The following is a 21,831-nucleotide window of genomic DNA, read 5'->3' as shown; positions in this document are numbered from 1 at the left end:
GCTCGCGGTACGTCAGCTGCCCGACGCGACACCTCCGGTGACCGACCAGCCGCTGAACCGCACCGTGCCGCGCGCCCCGCTGCCGCCGTTCGTCGCGCTCATGAAGAACCCGGCGTCCTGCCTCCTCGCCGCCCCCGGCACCGTCACCGTGGCGACCGTCCGCCAGGTGGCCCCGCCGTCCGTGGAGCAGGCGCCGGTGAACGACGTCGCCGCGTTCTTCGTCAGCCGCAGCAGCACCGGGGCCCTGATGCCGGTGATACGGCCGTAGTTGTCGATCGTGCCGTCGCCGCTCGAGTCGTACGACAACGCCACACCCTGCCCCGGTGTCACGGCGAGGTTGAGGAAGCCCACGTCCCCCGCCGTCGCCAGGGAGTTGCGGACCACGATCCCAGCGCGCGCCCACGTGCCGGTGTTGTCCTGCGCGTCCACCCGCAGCACGACGGAGCCGCCCTCGCTGAGCGCACCGGGACGGTAGGCGGTGCCGAACTGGGTGGTGCCCCGCCACACGTCGTTCCCCGCCCCGTTGATCGCGAACCGGTCGCCGAGCTGGCCGAACACGGCCGCGTTCGAGGTGAACACGCTCCAGACGGGATCCAGCGGCGACGCCACGTACACGTTGCCCGTCTGGGTGGCCGTCACCCGCTCCTCGCCCAGCGGCCCGTACTGCGTCGTCAGCGTGTACGGCATCGGCACCAGCGGCTCGGTCGGCGGCTCGCCCGGAGCCGTCACGCTCCAGGACACCTCACCGCTGTCGCCCGCCGGAACGCCGTCCAGGGAACTTGCGCCCTGAGGCTCGGCGTCGAGCCCGGTGAGCGCGAGGTCGACCCGGCCGGTGGCGCGCAGCCCGTTGATGTTGCGGAACACCGCCGTCACGGTGCCCGTGCTGCCCGGGGTGAACGCCGCCGGTTCCGCCTTCACCGTCACGTCGCCCTGGTAGGGAGCGCGGGCCAGCGTGTCGAACACGCGGCGGGCCGTGCGGTACGCCTCCCCGGTCGGCCGCACCGGATACGTCCGCCGGTCCCTGGTCCACGCCTCCTCCTGCGGATACCAGTCGAAGGACCTCGGCGCCCTGCCCTCGGCCATGGCGTCGGCCACCTCGTGCAGATACGCCTCCCACTGCGGCACATGGACGTCCGCCATCAGGCCCTGCCAGTCCCGGTTGGCGTAGTTGCTGAGGCTGTTCGCGGTCGGCCGGTCCCCCCAGGTGGTGATCAGCGTGCGGGCGGTGCGCTCCAGCTGCACCGCCTCCTCGGGGCTGGTCGCCAGCCGCTTGGCGTCCTCCAGCCACGGCCCGAGCAGGAACGAGCGGTGGCACCCGGCCATCGTGTCGCTCAGGCGCATGAGCTTCAGCCACACCGTGGTGACGTCGCGGAAGGTGGCCACGTCCTTGTTCCGGTACGCGGCCCGCAGCGCGATCTGGAGCGTGCGGGAACGATTCGCGAGTGCCTGCCGGGCCACATCGGTCAGATCGTGCAGGTACGCGTCCGACTCCCGCAGCGGCGGCCGTACGTCCAGCAGCGCGGCGAACGCCCGGTCGAAGCCCGCCGGGTCGAAGGCCGTTCCGATCGCCGTGGTCAGCGACGGCCTGCGCGAGAACAGCGAGTCGTAGGGCCGGCCGTCGGTGCTGGTGAGCTTGTACGCGGTCGCTGCCAGCGCGGCGAACGCGGCCCTGGCCGAGCGGTCGTCCCCGCCGTAGCGGATGTGCGCGTACTCCGCGAACCACGCATCCCGGTCGATCTTCTCCTCGCGCCAGGCCAGTTCGCTGAACAGCTCCAGCGCCGCCGGGTCCCGCTCCGCCGCCTCCGGCATGTACGCGGTGCCGACCAGCGCGCTGCCGGGCTTGTCGCGCCACGCGGTGAACTTCGCCGTCCACCGGTCCGTGTTCGCGCCGATCGTCGTACGCCCCCCGAAGTTGGGGATGGTGCCGAAGGCGTACGGCGCGCCGCCCCAGTCCGCGTCCCGGTCGGTGACCGTGTCGAGATCGGACAGCCCGTCGACGACGAGGACGCGGGAGGTGTCGATCGACTCCAGCAGCGCCGGGCGCGGGTTCGCCTGCCAGCCGAGGATCACCCAGGTGGCCCCCGGCCGCGCCGTCTGCAGCGAGGTCTCCACCGCGCGGGCCGCGTCGGGCACCGGTACGTCGCCCGCCGTGCCGCCCTCGTGCAGCAGGTCCATCTTGAAGTGCGAGACGTCGCCGAACAGTTCCGCCTGGTGCCGGTAGAAGGCGGCGGCGACGTCGGCGAAGGACTGCGTACGCGGATCGAGCCAGTCCGGGCGGCGCATCCCGCCCCACGTGCCCTGGGGGATCACCCGCGCGTCGCTCCCCGGATTGCGGGCCGGGAAACCGTCCGGGACGGTGCCGAAATACCCGGGCAGCACCGGATGCATGCCCAGCTCCCGCAGCCGGTCGGTGATCCTGCGGCCCAGCTCGGTGCGGCGCTCGACGAGGGCCGGGGACATCGGGCCACCGTACTCGCTGATGTTCTGCAGCAGCCACCACGGCTGGTGCGAGGGCGCGGGCAGCCACGTACGGGCCTCGGTGTCCGAGTAGCCGAAGTCCATCAGCAGCCGGTGGTACACGGCCTCCTGACCCGGCGTCACCAGCACCTCGTTGCAGCCGTGCAGGGCGAGCACGTCCAGCAGCCGCTCCCAGCGTGGCCAGTCGGCGTAGGGGGCGGTGTAGCCGTCGTGGGTGTCGTTGTACGCGAACCGGTGCGCGACGGTCGAGGCCCGTTCCAGCGGCGCGTGCGGCGCGGGCAGCCGGCGGGGCAGGTCGAGCTGGGAACCGGACCACGAGATGTGGGCCCGGCAGACGTACTTGAGGTACCAGTGGACTCCGGTCAGCAGCACGGCCGCACTGGTTCCGGCGACCTCGATGCGCCCCGTCGAACCGGTGACACGGAACCGTTCGGCGCCGCTCAGCACCCGCAGCCGGAACTGCTCGGCGTGCTCGGGCAGCAGCCGCCGCAGCGCCGCGAGCGCGGCGTCGACAGCCGCCGCGGCGGGCTGCTCCGCGCGGGCGGCGGGGACCGCCGAGGGGCCGGCAAGCGCGGCGGCCGGGGTGTGCGCGGCGAGTACCGCGCCTGCCCCGACCGCCCCTGCCGTGCCCAGCAGCGTACGTCTCGACAGCTCGTTCATCAGCGCTCCTCCATGTTGCTCCGGCGACAACAGGTGCGTGCGCAGCGCACGTTACTCGCGGTTCCGCCGCCTGAAGAGGGGGCGGGAGGGCACCATGGCCGGATGCGGACGAGTAAGCACACCAGCACGCGGCGGGCGGCCCGAACGGGACTGGCAGTTGTGGTCCTCGCCCTGGCCGCCGCCTGCTCATCGGGAAGTGACGACGACGGGCGTGTCGGGGCCGGCGGGGGCGCCGAGGCGCCCAGGACGGCGACCGGCAGCCTGGAGGAGATCGCACGCCAGGCCGAATGCGAACCGAACATCCAGACGGACGCGGCCGAGCTGCGGCAGGCCAACTGCACGACGGCGGACGGCACGTACGTCCTCGCGACCTTCGCCACCGACCGGGGCCAGCGCGAATGGATCAACGAGGCCAACGACTACGGCGGCACCTATCTGGTCGGGCGCAAGTGGGTCGCGGTCGGCGACGAGAAGGTGGTGGCGGCGCTGCGCGGCCGGCTCGGCGGCACGGTGGAGACCGGCACCCAACACGGCTCGCACACCGGCGGCGGAGACGGAAGCGGAAGCGGGGACGGCGAGGAGGGGCACGAGCAGCACGAGGGGCACGAGGGCCGGCACGGGGGCTGAGCCCCGCACCGCCGGTCCGTACGGGCCGGTCCGGGACACCCCGGACCGGCCCGGGAAGGACCGCCCATGAGCACGTCCGCAGACACGGCGAGGCCGGGTCCGTCTGGAGCACTCCAGACGGACCCGGCCCTGTCCGTTCAGGGGGTCACTGGCACCTGCGCCCGCCGTTGATGCAGTTCACCACCTTGTTCATGAGGTTCTCGTCGAAGACGTTGATGAAGTCGCCGTGGTCGGTGACCGGCTTGTGCAGCTGCTCGGGGAACGAGTCGACGGCGAACACCGAGGTGTTCTCCCCGTCGAACACCGGCGGCGGCACGTCGTAGACGATGCGCTGCACCAGCTGCGGAATGGCCCGGAAGCCGTTCGGGCAATTCCCGTTCTGGTCCGCGAAGGCCACATGGGTGCGGTGGTTGGCGCTGTCCGTGTTCTGGCCGTCCCAGCAGCTCTGGAACTTGAAGCTGCGCACCACCTGGCTGCCCTCGGGGCAGATCGGGTACTTGTCCCTCAGCTGGCGGTCCTCGAACCCGGTGCAGCTCCACGAGGCATTGGCATTGGCGTCGCCGTTGACGAACGCCTTCGCGTCCCCGGTGATGATGCGCAGGAACCTCGGCATCGCCGTCACCTTGCTCACCGGACTGCCGACGAAGGTCAGAGTGACCTGCGAAGGCGTCTGGATCTCGCCGACGTTCTGGTCGTTGCCGCCGCCGTCCGCGTTGGCGTCGTTCTCCTGCTGCCCGTTCTGGAGCCGCAGGACCGGCCAGTAGTAGGTCGACCTGTCGCCCTGGTTGCGGCAGGTGGTGTCCCCGGCGGCCAGGTCGTCGTCGCTGGCGAAGGCGTCGTTGGCCTGGTTGCCGACGTAGTCGTGCATGTGGTGGGCGCCGTTGCTCACGCCCGGTGCGACGATGACGTTGTCCGGGTTGAACTTGCCGTTCGCGTTCACCCCGCAGTCCGTGGTGAACGTGCCGCGGGAGGAGCCCCCGCGGTTGCGCGGCTGCTGGACGTTCGGCTGGACGTTCTGGATGTCGACGAAGTCGCCCGCCTCGGGACCGTTGCCGGCCTGGCCGCCGATGCCGCCCTGGTTTCCGTTGTCGCCGTTGCCGTCCCCGTTGTCCCCGTTGTTCTGGCCGTCGTCCTGGCCGTCGCCGTTCTGGCCGTCGTTCTGGTCCTGGCCTCCGTTCTGGTCGCCTCCGTTCTGGTCACCGCCGTTGTCCTGGCCGTCGCCGTTGTCGTCGGCGCCGTCGTCGCGCAGGGCGCACGGAGCCATCTGCTCCAGTCCCTGTGGGCGCTCGGCCGAGCGGTCGATCAGCGCCACGATCCGCTGGATGATCACCAGGCGTTCGTTGCGCAGCGGGGCGAGGATCTGGTTCTCGGCGAAGGACCGGTCCGCCTGCACCCGCTCCCGGTTGTCGGCGAACCGCTGGTAGGCGGTGGTGATCTGGCTGTCCAGCGTGGCCAGCTCCCGGTCGACCGCGAAGCGCTGCTGGTCGGGAACCTCCTGGAGCGAGTTGCCGACGTCGGGACAGTCGATGGTGGACACCTGCCGGCCGTCCGCTGCCCGGGTACTGCTCTGCTGTCCGTCGTTCCTTCCGCCCGGCCACCAGCCCTCTCCGGCGGAGGCATACGTATTGGCCGCGACCAGCCCGCCCCCGCCCAGGATCAATGCGGCCGAGGCGGCGATCGCCCGGTTGGCCAGCGTCGAGCGTTTTCTTGATGTGCGTCCCAATGGAACTCCTCTGCTTCGTTGCCGGGGCGTGTGGGTTAAGGGGGGTCCCGGCAGAGGGAGAAGCGCGTCGTTCCATACGGGAGTGACGTACGGGGTGTTCATCGCGGCGGCCGATTCGTAGCAATCTCCAGCCGCAAACTGGCGCTTTGCGCCGAAGCCGGACGCCGGAACAGCAGGACGCGGTCGGCACCGGTGGCCCGCTTCGGCACAATGGACCCATGACCGAGATCCTCACGCCCCGCCTCCGCCTGCGCCGCTGGACGGACGACGACCTCGTGCCCATGGCCGAGATCAACGCCGACCCCGAGGTGATGCGCTGGATCGACGACGGCTCGGTCCGCGACCTGGAGCAGACGGCGGAGGGCATCGAGCGCTGCGAGGAGGAATGGGACGAGGAGGGCTTCGGGCTGTTCGCCGTCGAGCTCCTCGCCTCCGGTGAACTGGCCGGATTCGCCGGCCTGTCCGTTCCGGACTTCCTGCCCGAGGTGCTTCCCGCCGTCGAGATCGGCTGGCGCCTCGGCCGCCCCTTCTGGGGCCAGGGCTACGCCTCCGAGGCCGCTCAGGCCGTCCTGGAGTTCGCCCTCCAGGACCGGGGCCTCGACCGGGTCATCAGCATCTGCCACATCGGCAACACCGCCTCCGAGAACGTGATGCGCAAGCTGGGCATGACGCCCGAGCGCGAGACGGTCCACCCGGTGTACGGGTATCCGCTGCGGGTCTACGCGATCGACCTCACCGAGTACCAGGGCTGACCACCCGCGCACCGGGCACCCGACCGGCCGGACGGCCGCCCGGCACGCGTCCGCGTCGCGCCCGCCCGCCGGTCAGCCGCGGTCGACCTACGCCAGCGCCGGCACCCGGCGGTTGTCGTCGTCCGAGACCTGAAGCCCCAGCTCGGCGAAGATGTTCGACGTGTGCTTGGCCACCGCCCGTTCCGTCACCACGAGCTGTGACGCGATCGCCGTGTTCGAGCGGCCCTGCGCCATCAGCTCCATGACCTCCAGCTCCCGCGGGGTCAGGCCGCCCAGCGGCTCGTCCCGCGAGCGGCGGGTCAGCAGCATCGCCGTGCCGCCGGCCGTCACCCGGCGAACCGCGTCGACGAACTGCTTCCGGTCGGCGCCCGTGTACCCGGCTACACCCCCGGCCGCCCTTCCAGCAGCGCAGACTCCAGCGCGGGCGGCAGGCCGACCTGCGGCCGGTCCGGCCGCAGCGGTGCCGAGCCGCCCACCGACCGCAGCCACGCCCACGTGTCCCGCACGGTCTCCCGCACCGGTCGGCACCGCAGGCCCGCGGCGAGAGCCCGGGACACCCCGATGCCGTGCAACGCCCCGTGCATATCGGGCAGTTCGTCCGCCGGGATCCAGATCGGGAGCTGGGACCACGGCTCGGCGCCCGCCGACAGCACCACGTCCGCCGGCGTCCACCGCAGCCGGGCCGACGACCCGGTCGCCGCCACGCATTCCTCCAGCAGTTCGCCGATCGTCGTGTGGCCCGGCTCGCTCGCCAGGTTGTACGGGCCCTCCAGACCCGCTTCCGCCGCGTCCAGCGTCCACTCGGCAAGGTCGCGGACATCGACGTATTGCAGCGGTGTCTCGCGCGGCCCCGGCGCGACGACGTCGCCGCCGCGCGCGATCCGCTCCAGCCACCACGGCAGACGTCCCACGTTCTCCCACGGGCCGAGGATCAGCCCCGAGCGCACCAGCAGCGAACGGGAGGCGCCGAACGCGTCGAGCACGGCCAGCTCGCCGCCCCGCTTGGCCTCCGCGTACGGCACGTCACCCGCTTCCGGCGACCCCTCCACCAGCGGCGCGCTCTCGTCGTACCCGGCCGCCGGCGGCCACGCGTACACCGAACAGCTCGACACGTACACGTAGCGGCCCACCCGGTCCGCCAGCAGTCGCGCCGTGTCCCGCACGGCCGACGGCGCGGCCGACCAGGTGTCGACCACCACGTCCCACGTGCCGTCGGCGAGGGCGGCGAGTCCGCCGGGTGCCAGGCGGTCGCCGATCAGATCGGTCACCCCGTCCGGCGCCGCGTGCCTCCCCCGGTGGAAGACCGTGACCTGCCAACCGCGCGCGAGTGCGCCCTCCACAACGGGACGCCCCGCGAACTCCGTTCCGCCCAGCACCAGAAGTCTCATGACCACGACTCTGCCTCCACCCGGCCTGCCCGGCCCAGCGATTCCGCTGCCAGGAGAACCAGGGGAAAGGGCTGTACCGGCAGTCACTCTCCCGGTCGCGGCGCGCGGATGGCACCATGGGCGGACGATGACGGATGCCCGGTCGCCGATGCGCGCCCTGCGGGCCGCACTGTTCGCGGCGGTGGCCGTCACGTTGGCAGCCGTGGGGCATTCGTCCCAGTCTGCCCACGACATCCCCGCTTCCGGACTGCTCGCCGCGTTCGGCGTGACCGCCGCCGCGGGCTGGTGTGCGGCCGGCCGCCGCCGGGGCGCGGCCTCCCTGGGGGCAGGACTGCTCGCCGTCCAGGGCGCACTGCATCTGCTGTTCTCCGGCGCCGGGCCCATGGCACCCCACCACCACGGGCAGCACGCGCACTACGACACCGCGCCGGCCGCCGCCGAGACGTCCGGCACCGGCATGCTCGCCGTCCACCTCCTCGCCGCCGCCGGCTGCGCCCTGTGGCTGGCCCACGGGGAGGCCGCGTTCTGCCGGCTCGCGCACGCCGCGCTCTCCTTCGCGTTCGCCCCGCTGCGCCTGCTGCTCTCCGCCGTACGGCTGCCGGTATCCGACCCGGCGCCCCGTCCCGCCGCCGACACCGCCGGTGAGCGCCGTCCCGGCGCCGTCCTCGTCCACACCGTGGTCCGGCGCGGCCCGCCCGCGCCCTCCCTTCCCCGCGCCACGGCCCCTGGAGCCGCTGTCTGACCCGGGGGCCGACAACCCCACGTCAGCACCGACCCTTGGGACCCGTATGTCCATCGACGCCCCCGACCAGGGCACCACCACACCCGAATCCGGCACGAGAACCGCTCCCGAGGCGCGCGGCGCGCTGCGCCCGCTCCTGCTCCGTCTCCACTTCTACGCGGGGCTGCTGATCGCCCCGCTCCTCCTCGTCGCCGCCGTCAGCGGCCTCCTCTACGCGCTGTCCTTCCAGGCGGAGAAGGTCGTCTACCGCCACGAACTGCGCGTCCCCGTCGGCGACCGCTCCGTCCCGCTGTCGGCCCAGGTCGACGCCGCCCGCGCCGCCCACCCCGAGGGCACGGTGACCGCGGTGTGGCCGTCGTACGAGGACGGCGCGACCACCCGCGTCCTGATGACCTCCCCCGACGTGGAGGAGGGCAGGTCCCTCGCCGTCTTCGTCGACCCCTACACCGCGGACATACGCGGCGCGCTCCCCTCGTACGGCAGCTCCGGCGCACTCCCGCTCCGCGCCTGGATCTCCGAGTTCCACGCCGACCTGCGCCTGGGCGAACTCGGCCGCCACTACAGCGAGCTGGCCGCCAGCTGGCTGTGGGTCGTCGCGCTCGGCGGGCTGGTGCTGTGGTGCGGACGCCGACGCCGTACCCGGCGCGACCTCGTGCTCCCCGAACGCGGCGCGAACGGCCGCCGCAGGACACTGTCGTGGCACGGCTCCGTCGGCCTCTGGGCCGTCACCGGCCTCGTCCTGCTGTCGGCCACGGGACTGACCTGGTCCCGCTACGCGGGCGAGAACATCGACGCGGTCCAGTCCCAGCTCGGCGGGTCCACCCCCGTCGTCTCGGCCGCACTCGCACCGGGCGCCGGCAGCGGCGGCGGCCACGAAGGCCACGAGGGCCACGGCGGCCACGAGGGCGCGGATGTCGGCTCCGACAACGCGGTCGCGGACGTCGGCATCGACAACGCCGTGGCGGCGGCCCGCGGTTACGGCGTCGACGGCAAGATCTCCGTGACCCTGCCGGCCGACGGCAACGGATACGTCGTCAAGGAGACCGACACCCAGTACCCGGTCCACCTCGACTCCGTCGCCGTCGACCCGGCGGACGGCCGGGTCGTCGACCAACTCCGCTTCGACGACTACCCGTTGCTCGCCAAGCTGACCCGGTACGGCATCGACGGCCACATGGGCGTCCTGTTCGGCCTGGTCAACCAGCTCGCGCTCGCCGCGCTCATGGTCGCCCTGATCCTGCTGACCGTGTGGGGCTACCGCATGTGGTGGCAGCGCAGGCCCACGAAGGAACGCACCCTGTCGGCGGGCCGCCCGATGCCGCGCGGCGCCTGGCGCAAGGCACCGGTGACGGCACTGCTGCCACTGGCCGCCGCGACGGCGCTCGTCGGCTGGTTCGTGCCGATGCTGGGCATCAGCCTGCTGGTGTTCCTCGCGGTCGACGTCGCGCTCGGCGCGGTGGCGAGGGTCCGGTCCCGGGCCTGACCGGGACCGGACCCGTGCCTCACGGCGCGTACTTGTAGCCGACCCGCCGCACGGTCTGGATCGTGCGGCGGTGCTCGGCACCCAGCTTGCGGCGCAGCCGGGCGACATGGACGTCCACCGTCCGGCCGTCGCCGACGTGACCGTAGCCCCACACGGTGGTCACCAGCTGGTCGCGCGTGTGCACCCGGTGCGGGTGCGCCACGAGATGTGCCAGGAGTTCGAACTCCAGGTAGGTCAGGTCCATTTCGCGCCCGTCCACCTGGGCGGTGCGCCGGACCGCGTCGATCGTCACCGGGCCCTTGCCGGCGGGCCGCTCCTGCGCGGCGGCGGCCTCGACGGGCGGCTGCTGGTCGGCCGGTACGAGGACGAGATAGCCGACCATCGGGGGCCGGCCCGGCAGCGTGGGCAGGGTGTGCGGCGGCGCGGGCAGCCACGTGGCACCCGGCGGCAGGAGGTCCGCGACATCCACGACCTCGTCCCGGTCGACGGCACGCAGCCGGTGCCGGCCCGAGGGCGCTGTCCGGTCGGTCGTGACGCGGCCGTGGGGGACGGGGGAGGAAGCGGCGGAAACGGCGGAAGCGGCGGAAACGGTCGAGAAGGAACGGCTGTTCGCCATGGCAGGTCAGCTCTTTCGCGCGGAGGAAGTCGTCGATGCGTCATGAGGACGGACGTACGTCGCGCGCTGGCCGAAGGCCGGGAAGAACGGCTTTAGAGGGCCCGCGCGTTCACCGCGGGGCAACACACCCGGTCGAAGTCGTGGTGCTGACGGGACGGCCAGAACGGCTCGAGGTCGCTGCGACCCGTCGCGGTGCTCTGGAAGTCGGCCATGCGCCTATTGAAGCAGACCTCCCCGGACCGCAGCAGACCTCGTCCGCCCGTCGGTACGTGATCTTCCCGACGTCCGCGTTGTTTCGGCCACACGACCCGGTTCCGCCCGCACCGCGCACCGGATCCGCCCGCACCGCGCACCGGTTCCGCCCGCGTCGCCAGGCCGGATCCGCCGACCGCCATGCGCGCGAGCGTGCGCGAGAGGGGCGCCCGCCTTGTCGGCGGACGCCCCTTGGTTCACGCGGCGGTTCAGACCTGGCCGGCCTTCTCCAGCGCCGAGCAGCAGGTGTCCACCAGCAGGCGGGTCACCACGTAGGGGTCGACGTTGGCGTTCGGGCGGCGGTCCTCGATGTAGCCCTTGCCGTCCTTCTCGACCTGCCACGGGATGCGGACCGAGGCGCCGCGGTCGGAGACGCCGTAGCTGTACTCGTTCCACGGGGCGGTCTCGTGCAGGCCGGTCAGGCGGTCGTCGATGCCGGCGCCGTAGTTCTTGACGTGGTCCATCGGCTTGGAGCCCTCACCGAGCGACTCGCACGCGGTGATGATCGCGTCGTAGCCCTCGCGCATCGCCTTGGTGGAGAAGTTGGTGTGCGCGCCGGCGCCGTTCCAGTCGCCCTTGACCGGCTTCGGGTCGAGGGTGGCGGCCACGTCGAAGTCCTCGGCGGTGCGGTAGAGCAGCCAGCGGGCCACCCACAGCTGGTCGGCGACGACCAGCGGCGAGAGCGGGCCGACCTGGAACTCCCACTGGCCCGGCATGACCTCGGCGTTGATGCCGGAGATGCCCAGGCCCGCCGCGAGGCAGTGGTCCAGGTGCGCCTCGACGACGTCGCGGCCGTGGATCTCGTCCACGCCGACGCCGCAGTAGTAGCCGCCCTGCGGGGCCGGGAAGCCGCCCTGCGGGAAGCCGAGCGGACGGTCGCCCTCGAAGAAGGTGTACTCCTGCTCGATGCCGAAGATCGGCTCCTGCGCGGCGAACCTCTCCGCGACCTCGACGAGCGCGGCACGGGTGTTGGACTCGTGCGGCGTCATGTCGATGTTGAGGACCTCGTTCAGCACGAGGACGTTGTCGCCGCCGCGGATCGGGTCCGGGCAGACGAAGACGGGCTTGAGCACGCGGTCCGACGCGTGGCCCTCGGCCTGGTTGGTGCTGGACCCGTCGAAGCCCCAGATGGGCAGGTCGGCGAGGGCCGTCGAGGAACCGGCGGCCAGGATCTTCGTCTTCGAGCGAAGCTTGGCGGTCGGCTCGGTGCCGTCGATCCAGATGTACTCAGCCTTGATGCTCACGGACCTCATCCTTTGCGGGTGCAGCGGTATGCCGCGCAGCTTGGCAATACGCGATTTCCCGGCCGTTGCCCGTTTGTGAACCCCGTGTTACGCGGAATATTTCACCGTTATGCCCGGCGTGTCGCGCGTGCGCGGCGGGCCGTCTCGTGTGCGTCGAGCAGCGTCCCGAAGCCCGCGTCCCGGATGCGCCCGACCAGCGCCTCGTAGGCCGTACCCAGCGTTTCCGCGGCGCTTTCCAGGTCCCAGTCGTGGTCGTGGAGCACCTGGAGCAGGTGCCCGCGGCGGATCTGCGCCTCCGACAGCCGGAAGGTCTTGAGATAGGCGACACATCCCTTGTGGTCCGTGATCACTTCGCCGATGTGCTGCTCCGCCACCCCCCGCCGGAACGAGGGCAGGAAACGCCACAGCGCGAACCCGTCCATCCGGTACACCCGCTCGAAGGCGTACGACGGATCCAGCAGCCGCCCCGCGAACAGCGTGCCGTGCCCCTCGGCCCACAACCGCTCCTGCGCCCGCGCGGCCGCCCGCAGATCCGCGAGCGTCCTCAGGTACGGGCTGTCGCGGATCTCCGCGGTGACGTCGGGCACGGCGGCGCCGTAGTACGCGTACTGATGCACCAGCTCCCCGTACAGGTCCTCGACCAGCGTCGGATGCAGGGCGCGGTAGTCGTCCGGATGCGGTACGACGAAGGCGGCGGCGAGCGTGTCGGCGGCGTACACCAGCACACCGCACTGGCCCGGATGGATCTCGAAGATCCGCAGCGCCTCCGCCAGTCCCGGCACGGACCGGCCCGTGTACGCCGCCTCGGCCCGCGGCGACAGACCCTGCCGTACCGCCTGCCGGGACCACTCGTCCCACACCACGGACGGACCGCCGAAGTGCAGCGACAGATAGCCCTCCAGCGCCAGGTGGAGCGGGAGGAAACGCAGCCGCTTCTCCACGGTCCCCTTGGTGCGGACGCGCTTGGCCATCCGGTGGTGGACGCGCACCGTCGCCCTCTCGGGCACCGCCTCGTCCTCGCCCGCGCTCAGCCGGGTCCCGTACGCGGCCACGTGGCCGTCCCCGCCCGACCAGTCGGCGACGAAGGCGTGCGGGATGTACGAGCAGTACCGCGTGCGCGGGCCCGTGTCGACGACGCCGTGACCGCCGAGGACCCGGCGGTGCAGCCGCAGCCCGGGCACCGGATCGTCGCGCACCAGCGGCACCAGCCGGATGCCGCCCCACACCTGCGAGGGCAGGGTGCGCAGGCCGGTCATGTCCAGCGTGTTCACGGTGCTCCTCCCCGGGCGCCGGCGAGGCGGTCCCTCCCGGCGCCGAGGAAGCGGTCCGTCCGCTCCCGCCCCGTGCCGAGGAAGCGGTCCGTCCGCTCCCGCAGATGTGCCAGCAGCTCCGCGAGCCCCGTGCGTCCCTCGGCGAACTGCGCGATCTCCACGAGCGCCGGCAGGTCCTCGGCGTCGCGGATGCCGGCGGTCGGGACGCTCGGCGCCAGCCGGCGGACGTCGAAACCGTCCGCGTCGTATACGGGGTTCACATGCACCGCGCTGGTACGCCGCTCCGGGTCGAGCCGCGTGCGCCAGACCCGCAGGACCTCGCCCGCCAGTCCCGGCGGCGCGTTGTCCCAGCCGTCCGAGACGATCACCAGCCGCTGCGGCGCGTCCTCCAGCGCGTCGAGGATCCGGCTGCCGAGCGGTGTCGGCCCCCAGGGCCGTACGAGCAGGGGATCGCGCGCCCCGGACGTCCAGTGCGCGCGGTACGCGCCCGGAGCGGCCAGCGCCTCCAGCAGGTAGTGGCAGCCGAGCGCCACGGCCAGCGGACGCCGCCGCTTCTCGGACGACCCGGACGCCGAGTAGCTGTCGTCCAGCACCGCCGCGACCTGCCCCCAGGTCCCGGCGCGGGCCCCGGCGGCCCGCGCGGCGGACGCGCGCAGCGCGCCGGTCAGCTCGGCCCGGCGCGCGACCCGCTCCCCGGCGGGCAGCGACAGCACGTACAGGGCGAGCCGGGTCAGCGGCATCACGGCGAGATCGGCCGTGGGGCCGGTGCGCTGGGTACGCAGCCGCTCCAGCCGGGTCATGCGCGGCGCGATCCGCTCCAGGAACAGCGCCCGGGGGATGCCGTGCCGGGCGGCGAAGCCCTCCGCGACGGTGTACGGCAGCTCGTAGACGGCACTCTGCTCGAAGTGGGCGCGGCGGTGCGCGTCCAGGAAGCCGTGCTCGTAGCGCACCCTCGCGCCGGGCCGGAACAGGAAGTCCCCCAACTCGACCGAGCGCGGCGGCAGATGGGCGTGACGCAGGGCGTTCTTCAGGCCGCTGCGGTACTTCACCGCGTCGTGGCCGACGTCCGGCCGCGCGGCCAGCCAGTCGCGCATGATCGCGCGGGTCCGGCGGTTGTTGACCCTGGCGGCCCGCAGGGCGCGGAAGACCCGGTACACCCGCTGCGGCGGCATGAGAGCCAGGCGCGCGCCGATCAGCGCGCCCTCGGTCCGCCTCTCCGCCGCGCTCGCGTCGCCGGCATTGATCAGCAGCTGCACCACGACGAGGGCGGCGTTGTGGTCGTTGATGTCGAGCGCGAGCGCCGCCGCGTACACGGGACGGTAGTTGACCCGTACGTACTCGTGCAGGAACGCCAGCGACAGCCGCTGCTCCTCGGCCCGCGAGCGGAACTCGCGCTGCCCGGTCGCCGTCACGGCGGCGTTCACGAACAGCAGCACGTCCTCGGCCGCGATCAGGTCGGCGAAGCTCTCCGCCATGGGCCTCTCCGCCATGGGCCGTCACCCCCCCGTGTCCCCCGGTCGTCTCCGTCGGTCCGGCGCCGCAGCGGTGCGCGCCGGTGCCGGTGCCGGCCGGGGAATGAGGGAGTGATCAGCGAAATCACTGCTTCATAGGCAAGTCCCGGAAGTCACCCCGAAGTCCCGCGGCCGGCCAGGCGAACGTAGCACTGCCGGTCGCGGGCCCTCACCGGGATTTCCCGGCCTCCGTCCCCCCGTGTCTGCGGACGCGCCGCACGCGGGCCGGGTCACGCCGCCGCCGCGCGGGCACACTGGTGCCCATGACCAAGCACCTGCGTATCGGACTTCTCGGCGCCGGCCCCTGGGCCGCGATGACCCAGGCCCCGGCCCTCTCCGGCCATCCGGACGTCGTCCTCGGCGGGGTGTGGGGGCGGCGGCCCGAGGCGGTCGCCGCGCTCGCGGACGCCCACGGCACGACCGCGTTCACCGGAGAGGACGGCATCGATGCGCTGTTCGCCTCGAACGACGCCATCGCCTTCGCCGTGCCGCCGGACGTACAGGCGCCGCTCGCGGTCCGCGCGGCGGCGGCCGGCTGCCATCTCCTCCTGGACAAGCCGGTGGCGACGACGGTCGCCGCCGCGCGCGACGCCGCGCACGCCGCGGAGGAGGCGCAGGTCGCGTCCGTCGTGTTCTGCACCCTGCGGTTCGCCACCGACACCGCGCGGTGGATCGCGGAGCAGGCGGCGGTCGGCGGCTGGTTCACGGCCCATGCGCAGTGGCTCGGCGCGCTGTTCTCGCCGGGCGCGGAGAGCCCGTTCGCGGCGTCGCCGTGGCGGCGCGAGAAGGGCGGCCTGTGGGACGTCGGCCCCCACGCGCTGTCCGCGCTGCTGCCGGTACTGGGCGACGTGGTCGAACTGACGGCCGCCCGCGGCCCCTCGGACACGACCCACCTGGTGCTCCGGCACGCGTCGGGAGCGTCGAGCACGGCGACGCTCGGCCTCGGCGCGCCCCTCAACGCGGCGGGCGTGAGCCTGGTGCTGCTGGGCGAGCAGGGCAGGGCCGAACTGCCGGACGGCTGGGGCAATCCGGTGGACTCGTTCCGCACGGCGGTCAACGAACTGATCGGCGTGGTCCGGACGGGCCGGCCGCACCCGTGCGACGTGCGGTTCGGCCTGCGGATGACGGAGATCCTGGCGGAAGCGGAACAGAAGGCGTCCGCGACGGGCGGCTGACGCGGCGGCCCACTGACGCGGCGGGGGCGGCTGGGGCCGTCGGCGGTGCCGCGCGGGCGCGCACGGCGCGGGCCGGGCGGTGTGCGCGGGCGCGCACGGCGCGGGCGCAGGCAGGACCGTGTCGGACACGGGCGCGCGGATGGTGCGCGCCGGGTGGTCGCGGGCGGTGCGTGGCGTAGGCCGGGCGGTGTGCGGGCGCGCACGGCGTGGGCGCAGGCCGGACGGGCGCGGGCCGGCTGAATGTGGGTCGGCCGGTGCAGGGAGGCAGGACGGTGCCGGTCCGCGCCGCGAGTGTGCAGCTCGGGGCGCGGGCGCGCTCCGCCCCGGGACAGCGGGGAGGGGAGCGGGCGGCACCGTCCTGCGGGCCGGGCCCGCGGCAGTGGGGGAGTGGGGGATCGCGGGCCCGGCCGTGCCGGCGTCAGCCGACGCGCTCGATCCGCGCGTTGCGGATCAGGAACTTGCCGGCCTCGCGTACCTGCTCGAAGGCCGCATTGTTCAGCAGGGCGCAGCTGCCGGACACCGACGTGACCTCGACGGTCGTGGACTTGTTGTTGTCCAGGTTGGTCACCTTCAGCTGGGTGCCGACGGGAAACTGGTTGCTGGAGGCGGCCGGTGCGCCGCCCTCGCCGGAGAGCGTCACGGTCGAACCGGCGCACACGACCTCACCCGCGGCGCCGCCGCCCGCGTTCCCGCCGCCGGCGTCCTGGCCGCCGTCGTCCGCGGGGGGCGCGTCCCCGGCGGGCGGTGCCTCGGCCGGAGGCGCTTCGGCCGGTGGCGCTTCGGCCGGGGGCGCCTCCTGGGCGGGGGGCTGCGCCGGTGGCGCCGCCTGGTCGCCGCCGCCCGCCCCGGCGTCGCAGCCGGCCGCCTCCTGCTGGACCCTGATCTGCGCGATCACCGCCTCCCGATTGGCGATGCGAGCCGCCGACTGGGCGTCCGGATTGGCGCGTTGACCGGCGATGAAGTTCTCGTTGTTGCGGATCGCCTGGGCGAGTCCGTCACAGGCGACGGACGCCTGACTTGTGCCGGTCATGACAATCGCAGTGCCGCCGACCAGTGCCGCAGCGCCGATGAGGAGGGCGAGCTTCTTCTTGCCGCTGAGGGTCTTCTTGCGTGACACGAAAGGGCTCCTGTCCCCGGCCGCGGGGGCGGCCGGTTTGGTTCCTTGTGTCCTTACGTACGAGGAGCCGTCGGCGTCTGCTCACCGTTTACGCCCGCCGCTTCCTTAACGTTCCTTAAGGAAACGGTCGTTGAGCCCCTGGGCCTCCGCGGCGGCGTCCGGCGATGCCCCCGGCCGGGGGCATCAGGTCCGTCCGATCGCGTCCCGCACCGCCTCCTCCGAACGCCCCACCACCGCCGTGCCGTCGTCCGCCGTGATGATCGGCCGCTGGATCAGCTTCGGGTGCTGGGCCAGCGCCGTGATCCACTGCTCCCGCGAACTGTCGTCCCGCGCCCACTCCTTGAGCCCCAGCTCCTTCGCCGCGGCCTCCTGCGTGCGGGTGATGTCCCAGGGCTCCAGGCCGAGCCGGCCCAGCACTTCCCGGATCTCGTCCTCGGTCGGCACGTCCTCCAGATAGCGCCGCACGGTGTAGTCGGCACCCTCGGCGTCGAGGAGCGTGAGGGCGCTGCGGCACTTGGAACAGGCGGGATTGATCCAGATCTCCATGTCGCACACCGTACCGCTCGAGTCCGTCAAATGCCGTCTGGCCAGCGGCGATTGTCAGTGGCCACCAGTAGAATGAACAGTAGTTCGGGATGGTCCCGCCACCGCGCCAGGAGGTTGCCGATGGCCGTTGCCACACTCACGACGAAGCCCCTGATCCCCCTTCAGAAGAAGCCGCTCCCGGCCGGACAGCCGCGCGAGTGGTACGTGTCGCACAACCGCCGCCTGAAGGCGATGCGCCTCGCGATCGCCCTGCTCGACTCCGGCGTCTACCACCCGGCGACCGCCGACAACCGCCGCATAAGGGCCACCGCCGAGCGCATCGGCGTGCATGTCCCGTCCGACACGACGTGCCGGATGGTCCGGGCCCTGATCCGTTACGGCCGCTGATCCCGCCGGCTTCAGGAGACGGGGCGCCTGGGATCGGGCGCCCCGTTCTCGTACCACTCGACGCGCACGGTGTCGCCGACGGCCAGCGTGCCGCCGCGCAGTACCGCCGTCTTCGCGCCGAAGCTGACCTTGTTGTCGTACACGGGCTCCCGCCGGTACGTGGCGAGGGTGCGCACCGGCTCGGGGCCCGCGCGCCGCCCGGTGACCTGGTCCACCAGCGGCACGGAGCAGCGCATCGCCCGTACGGAATGGGCGAGGTGCGCGGTCCCGATCTCCAGCCGCCGCATCAGGTCCTCGTCGTGCGGCTCGGCGCACCCGTCGAGGACGATGTTGGGCCGGAAGCGGTCCATGGGCACCGGCTTCCCGCCCGCGGCCTCGATCCGTGCGTTGAGCCCGTCGAGCGATGCCTGAGAGAGGACGGCCACGGCATGCGCGTCGGCGAAGGCGACCTTGCCGGGAGTGTCGCCCCACCCGTCCCGGTCGAACCCGTCGCGCACCCGCACCAGGCGCGACTTCACGCCCAGCACCTCGGAGAGCCAGTCGGCGACGGCGTCCCCCTGGTCGATCGCGTGCCCGACCGGCTTGCCGAACAGACTCACGGGCCGCGGCTCGCCCTCGGGATCCAGGTCCACCACGACATCCTCGATCCCGTCGGCCCGCAGGCGCATCGTGCCGCCGCCCTCGCCGAGCCGGGGCCGTACGGCAGCCATGGCGGGCTGCGTCCGCTGACTGTGGAACGAGCCGTCGACGGCATCGACGACCATGAAGGTCCGATCGTGCTCCAGCCCCGTCTCCCCGACCACGGCGGACGGCACATCGGTCCCGGCGCAGCCCTTGACCGGGTAGTACGTCAGCTTCTGCACAGTGATCCCCATGGGCATGGATCGTAGAGGGGCCACATGTACGGCGGAAACGGCGAAACGGCGATTCGGCGACAAGGCCGAGGTGTCACATCCGCCACAGGTCCTCCGCCGCCCACGCCCACGCCATCGGTCCCGAGCCGGTCGGACGCGACGTCCCGGTGGTCACGGTCCGCACGCCCTGACGACGGTCAGGACGCGTTGCAGGTGGCGGTCGCGTGCGCCCCGGACGCGGTGGCGGTCCGCACCGGCCCGTCGTCGACCCTCACCTTGCAGGTCGCCTTGCCGCCGTCCGCTCCGACGGTGACGACGAGCGTGCCGCTCCTGCCCGGCCCGGACACCTCGATCTCCTTGCGCCAGGGCAAGGACGTCACCCGCTGCTGCTCGGTGGTCAGGTCCCCGGTGCGCCAGACGGAGTAGGCGACGGTGACGTCACGGGCGTCCCCGGTGACCTCGTACTCGACGGTGACGGTCCTGTCGACCTCGTCGGACACCTCGCTCACGACGAGACCGATGGCGGCCATGCATCCTCCGACCACCAGCAGCAGGACGACGAGCACGACCCAGGGCCACTTCCGGCGCCCCCGCGCGGGCGGCTGCGGAGGCACGGGCGCACCCCGCTGCGGCGGGTTGCTCGGTTCACTCATGCCTCCAGCCTCACCCCACGCCCGCCGGCCCGCGACCGGGCACGCCCCCGGAACGGCCGTCGGCCGTGCCCTTCCCCGAAGGGAAGGGCACGGCCGTCGGCGAAGGGGGCAGGAGCCCGGACTTCTTAGATGTCGAAGAACTTATGCCCCGTCGCGACAGCCTGGGCCTCAAGTTTTCGGCACGGCCCTGACCAGCGATCGAGCGGCCGTTGTTGGTCGTCGTTGGTCACCCCAGGGCCCCTTTTGACGGCCCGGGGACGGCCCAGACGACTGCTCCCGGACCGAGCGGCAGACCGGGACATTCTGTCCGGGGTGCCCCGTCGTTCGACATCCAACCTTGTTCTCGCATGAGTGCGCGTCGGGCGCGCTACCCGCCCCGCGGGCAGCTCTGTACCGTGAGGCAGGCCCCCTAAGCAGAAGGAGGCAGCACGCAATGCGTGGTCTCGGAGATCACCTCAGCATCGGAGAACGGATCGCGTTCTACCGGAAGCGCCGTGGCTACACCCAGGAAGTGTTGGCGGGCCTCGTCGGCCGTAGTACGGACTGGCTCGCAAAGATCGAGACCGGTCGACGGAAGCCGCCGCGCATCGACATGCTCTCGGAGCTGTCACGCATCATGCGCGTGCCGCTCGGTGACCTGCTCGGCCAGACGTTGCTCGTGGAGGACGACAAGCAGCAGGACGATGTCCCGGCGGTCCGCGATGCGCTCATGAGCCCCCGACGGCTCTCCAGGCTTCTCTTCGGCGCGGAGGCGGATGCCCAGCTCCCTACGCCGGCCCCGGTGGCTGTGCGGGTGGAGCACGCGTGGAACGACTACCAAGGTGGACGTCTCGGGAGCGTCGTCGCCGCACTGCCAGCGCTACTCCAGACCGCTCAAGAGCTGGAGGACCGCGCCGCACGTCGTGAGGAAGACCGCCGCGACTGCTGGGCGGTATCGGCCCGCACGCATCACCTCGCGGCGACCACGCTCGCCAAGATCGGTGAGTCGGATATCTCGTGGCTCGCGGCCGAACGTGCCATGCGGGCTGCCGACGAATCCGACGACCCGCTCGTTCTGGCTTCAGCCGCTCGGTCGGGTACTCACGCCTTGCTGGCCAACGGGCGCTACGACGACGCTCTCGAACTGGGCAACACGACGGCCCGGTGGCTCTCAGCGCGTGTGGAGGAGAGCGACCCAGAGGCGATCAGCCTGCTTGGCATGATTCACCTACGAGCAGCGGTCGCGGCGGCTCGACATCAGGACCGTCCCACGGCCGCGGGGCTACTCAGTCGCGCTGAAGAACTGGCAGACGACCTCGGGTCCGATGAGAACTACTGGCAGACCGGATTCGGCCCGACAAACGTGCTGCTGCACCGCCTGTCCATCGAACTGGACCTGGATAACGTGTCGTTCGTGGTGGAGCACGGGCGAATCAACGTTGACCACATGCCGCAGGAGCGCAGCGTCTCGCACCGCATCGACTTCGCCCGCGCCCTCTCACTGGCTGGGCAGGGTGATGACGCGTTTGCGGAGTTGCGTACAGCCGAGCGAACGTCGCCCCAGCTCGTACGAAACAATCCCAGGGTGCGGGAGACGCTCCGGGACCTCATCAAGCAGTCTCCGGTCACTGGCGGCTCTCGCTCGTCCGACGTGTTCGCAATGGCTCAACGATGCAGGGCGGTGCAGTGAGTGGCAGAGAAGCGCGGGGTGCTCGGAGTCGTCGGCTCGGCAGCCGGGGGAGTGGAGGCGCTGCGTACCGGGCTGGTTGAGCCCGCGATGGAGCGCGGGTGGCGAGTCGCTGTGACCCTAACGCCGAACGCCGGCCGTTGGCTCCGAATGAGCGGTGAGGTCAAGCGTCTGGAGGAGTTGACCGGCTTGCCAGTACGCGATGAACCACGTCTGCCTGGCGATGAGCGTCCGCATCCTCCGGTCGACTGCTACGTCGTGGCTCCCGCCTCGGCAAATATGGTCGCCAAGCTGGCGATTGGACTGATGGACAACCAAGCATTGACGCAGGTTGGTGAGGCTATCGGGACCTCCGATATGCCGGTTGTGGTCTTCCCTCGGGTGAACGCTGCGCACGCTCGACATCCCGCCTGGGATGGGCACATCGAGGCTCTGCGCGCCGGAGGTGTTCGGTTGGTCTACGGCGCCGACGTGTGGCCTCTGTTCGAGCCGCGCGAGGCTCCGTCGGGGCGTGGGCTGCCGTGGCGCGCGGTGATGGACGCCGTGGACGCTGCGACGAAATGACGCTGGGTCAACAGACCTGACCTGCAAGGAAAGAGGACCCGGACACTTTGTCCGGGTCCTCTGTTGGTTCCGGCCACATGCTCTTGCCCATGCCAGAGATCGATGTGCGACCGAACGAACCG

At 72.2% G+C, this 21,831-nt stretch carries 19 protein-coding genes and 1 pseudogene; 8 read left to right on the top strand and 12 right to left on the bottom strand.

Going from position 1 to position 21,831, the window contains the following annotated elements; all coding sequences use genetic code 11:
• Positions 1 to 12: 12 nt before the first annotated feature.
• Complete coding sequence (locus ACF08N_RS14065) at positions 13 to 3,138, bottom strand: alpha-N-acetylglucosaminidase TIM-barrel domain-containing protein (protein WP_392324845.1); 3,126 nt, start codon at positions 3,136 to 3,138, stop codon at positions 13 to 15.
• Positions 3,139 to 3,240: 102 nt separating this feature from the next.
• Between ACF08N_RS14065 and ACF08N_RS14060 the strand changes: the two genes are divergently transcribed.
• Positions 3,241 to 3,765, top strand: coding sequence for a hypothetical protein (locus ACF08N_RS14060; protein ID WP_392324844.1), 525 nt, complete (start codon positions 3,241 to 3,243; stop codon positions 3,763 to 3,765).
• 145 nt (positions 3,766 to 3,910) lie between these two features.
• Here ACF08N_RS14060 and ACF08N_RS14055 read toward each other — a convergent pair whose 3' ends face one another.
• Positions 3,911 to 5,488: a DUF1996 domain-containing protein gene (locus tag ACF08N_RS14055; RefSeq protein ID WP_392324843.1), complete on the bottom strand. Its 1,578-nt coding sequence runs from the start codon at positions 5,486 to 5,488 to the stop codon at positions 3,911 to 3,913.
• A gap of 218 nt (positions 5,489 to 5,706) precedes the next feature.
• Here ACF08N_RS14055 and ACF08N_RS14050 point away from each other — a divergent pair, with 218 nt between their 5' ends.
• A complete protein-coding gene (locus ACF08N_RS14050) occupies positions 5,707 to 6,240 on the top strand; it encodes a GNAT family N-acetyltransferase (RefSeq protein ID WP_392324842.1) in 534 nt (177 codons plus the stop codon).
• An 87-nt stretch (positions 6,241 to 6,327) separates the two neighbouring features.
• On the opposite strand, the pseudogene ACF08N_RS14045 reads toward ACF08N_RS14050, so the two are convergent.
• Positions 6,328 to 6,630, bottom strand: a pseudogene (locus ACF08N_RS14045) (LuxR C-terminal-related transcriptional regulator); the annotation flags it as partial.
• Positions 6,621 to 7,628, bottom strand: a complete 1,008-nt coding sequence (locus ACF08N_RS14040; protein WP_392324841.1) for an NAD-dependent epimerase/dehydratase family protein — start codon at positions 7,626 to 7,628, stop codon at positions 6,621 to 6,623. The gene ACF08N_RS14040 and the pseudogene ACF08N_RS14045, both read right to left, overlap by 10 nt.
• A 127-nt stretch (positions 7,629 to 7,755) precedes the next feature.
• Here ACF08N_RS14040 and ACF08N_RS14035 point away from each other — a divergent pair, with 127 nt between their 5' ends.
• Positions 7,756 to 8,370, top strand: coding sequence for a hypothetical protein (locus ACF08N_RS14035; RefSeq protein WP_392324840.1), 615 nt, complete (start codon positions 7,756 to 7,758; stop codon positions 8,368 to 8,370).
• A 46-nt stretch (positions 8,371 to 8,416) separates the two neighbouring features.
• Positions 8,417 to 9,853 (top strand): PepSY-associated TM helix domain-containing protein, encoded by a 1,437-nt coding sequence (locus ACF08N_RS14030; protein WP_392324839.1) that lies wholly within the window; start codon positions 8,417 to 8,419, stop codon positions 9,851 to 9,853.
• A 19-nt stretch (positions 9,854 to 9,872) separates the two neighbouring features.
• Here ACF08N_RS14030 and ACF08N_RS14025 read toward each other — a convergent pair whose 3' ends face one another.
• The 4 genes from ACF08N_RS14025 to ACF08N_RS14010 all read right to left on the bottom strand — a co-directional run bounded on the left by ACF08N_RS14025 (position 9,873) and on the right by ACF08N_RS14010 (position 14,726).
• Positions 9,873 to 10,469: a winged helix-turn-helix domain-containing protein gene (locus ACF08N_RS14025; RefSeq protein ID WP_392324838.1), complete on the bottom strand. Its 597-nt coding sequence runs from the start codon at positions 10,467 to 10,469 to the stop codon at positions 9,873 to 9,875.
• Positions 10,470 to 10,930: 461 nt separating this feature from the next.
• Positions 10,931 to 11,965, bottom strand: coding sequence for a glutamine synthetase (gene glnII, locus ACF08N_RS14020; protein ID WP_392324837.1), 1,035 nt, complete (start codon positions 11,963 to 11,965; stop codon positions 10,931 to 10,933).
• 107 nt (positions 11,966 to 12,072) lie between these two features.
• Positions 12,073 to 13,236 (bottom strand): hypothetical protein, encoded by a 1,164-nt coding sequence (locus ACF08N_RS14015; protein ID WP_392324836.1) that lies wholly within the window; start codon positions 13,234 to 13,236, stop codon positions 12,073 to 12,075.
• Positions 13,233 to 14,726, bottom strand: a complete 1,494-nt coding sequence (locus ACF08N_RS14010) for a hypothetical protein (protein ID WP_392324835.1) — start codon at positions 14,724 to 14,726, stop codon at positions 13,233 to 13,235. The genes ACF08N_RS14015 and ACF08N_RS14010 overlap by 4 nt, the downstream gene beginning before the upstream one ends.
• A 284-nt stretch (positions 14,727 to 15,010) precedes the next feature.
• Between ACF08N_RS14010 and ACF08N_RS14005 the strand changes: the two genes are divergently transcribed.
• Entirely contained in the window at positions 15,011 to 15,922 is a 912-nt protein-coding gene (locus tag ACF08N_RS14005; protein WP_392324834.1) for a Gfo/Idh/MocA family protein, read from the top strand.
• Between the two features lie 418 nt (positions 15,923 to 16,340).
• Here ACF08N_RS14005 and ACF08N_RS14000 read toward each other — a convergent pair whose 3' ends face one another.
• Positions 16,341 to 17,039 (bottom strand): hypothetical protein, encoded by a 699-nt coding sequence (locus ACF08N_RS14000; RefSeq protein ID WP_392324833.1) that lies wholly within the window; start codon positions 17,037 to 17,039, stop codon positions 16,341 to 16,343.
• A 183-nt stretch (positions 17,040 to 17,222) separates the two neighbouring features.
• Positions 17,223 to 17,585, bottom strand: a complete 363-nt coding sequence (locus ACF08N_RS13995) for an arsenate reductase family protein (RefSeq protein ID WP_392324832.1) — start codon at positions 17,583 to 17,585, stop codon at positions 17,223 to 17,225.
• Positions 17,586 to 17,705: 120 nt separating this feature from the next.
• Here ACF08N_RS13995 and ACF08N_RS13990 point away from each other — a divergent pair, with 120 nt between their 5' ends.
• A complete protein-coding gene (locus ACF08N_RS13990; protein WP_392324831.1) occupies positions 17,706 to 17,972 on the top strand; it encodes a hypothetical protein in 267 nt (88 codons plus the stop codon).
• Between the two features lie 11 nt (positions 17,973 to 17,983).
• On the opposite strand, the gene ACF08N_RS13985 is transcribed toward ACF08N_RS13990, so the two are convergent.
• Together ACF08N_RS13985 and ACF08N_RS13980 are read right to left on the bottom strand one after the other, a co-directional pair.
• Positions 17,984 to 18,847 (bottom strand): MOSC domain-containing protein, encoded by an 864-nt coding sequence (locus ACF08N_RS13985; RefSeq protein WP_392324830.1) that lies wholly within the window; start codon positions 18,845 to 18,847, stop codon positions 17,984 to 17,986.
• Between the two features lie 176 nt (positions 18,848 to 19,023).
• Positions 19,024 to 19,479, bottom strand: coding sequence for a hypothetical protein (locus ACF08N_RS13980; RefSeq protein ID WP_392324829.1), 456 nt, complete (start codon positions 19,477 to 19,479; stop codon positions 19,024 to 19,026).
• A gap of 433 nt (positions 19,480 to 19,912) precedes the next feature.
• Between ACF08N_RS13980 and ACF08N_RS13975 the strand changes: the two genes are divergently transcribed.
• Both ACF08N_RS13975 and ACF08N_RS13970 read left to right on the top strand, forming a co-directional pair.
• The gene (locus ACF08N_RS13975; RefSeq protein WP_392324828.1) at positions 19,913 to 21,148 is read left to right on the top strand and encodes a helix-turn-helix domain-containing protein; all 1,236 of its coding nucleotides are present in this window, start codon (positions 19,913 to 19,915) and stop codon (positions 21,146 to 21,148) included.
• Positions 21,149 to 21,709, top strand: a complete 561-nt coding sequence (locus tag ACF08N_RS13970; protein ID WP_392324827.1) for a flavoprotein — start codon at positions 21,149 to 21,151, stop codon at positions 21,707 to 21,709.
• Positions 21,710 to 21,831 lie beyond the last annotated feature (122 nt).

The sequence above is a fragment of the Streptomyces sp. NPDC015127 genome (genome assembly GCF_043080095.1).
Taxonomy (GTDB): Bacteria; Actinomycetota; Actinomycetes; order Streptomycetales; family Streptomycetaceae; genus Streptomyces.
Note: the sequence above shows the minus strand (reverse complement) of the source record. Positions and strands in the feature narration are given on the sequence as shown.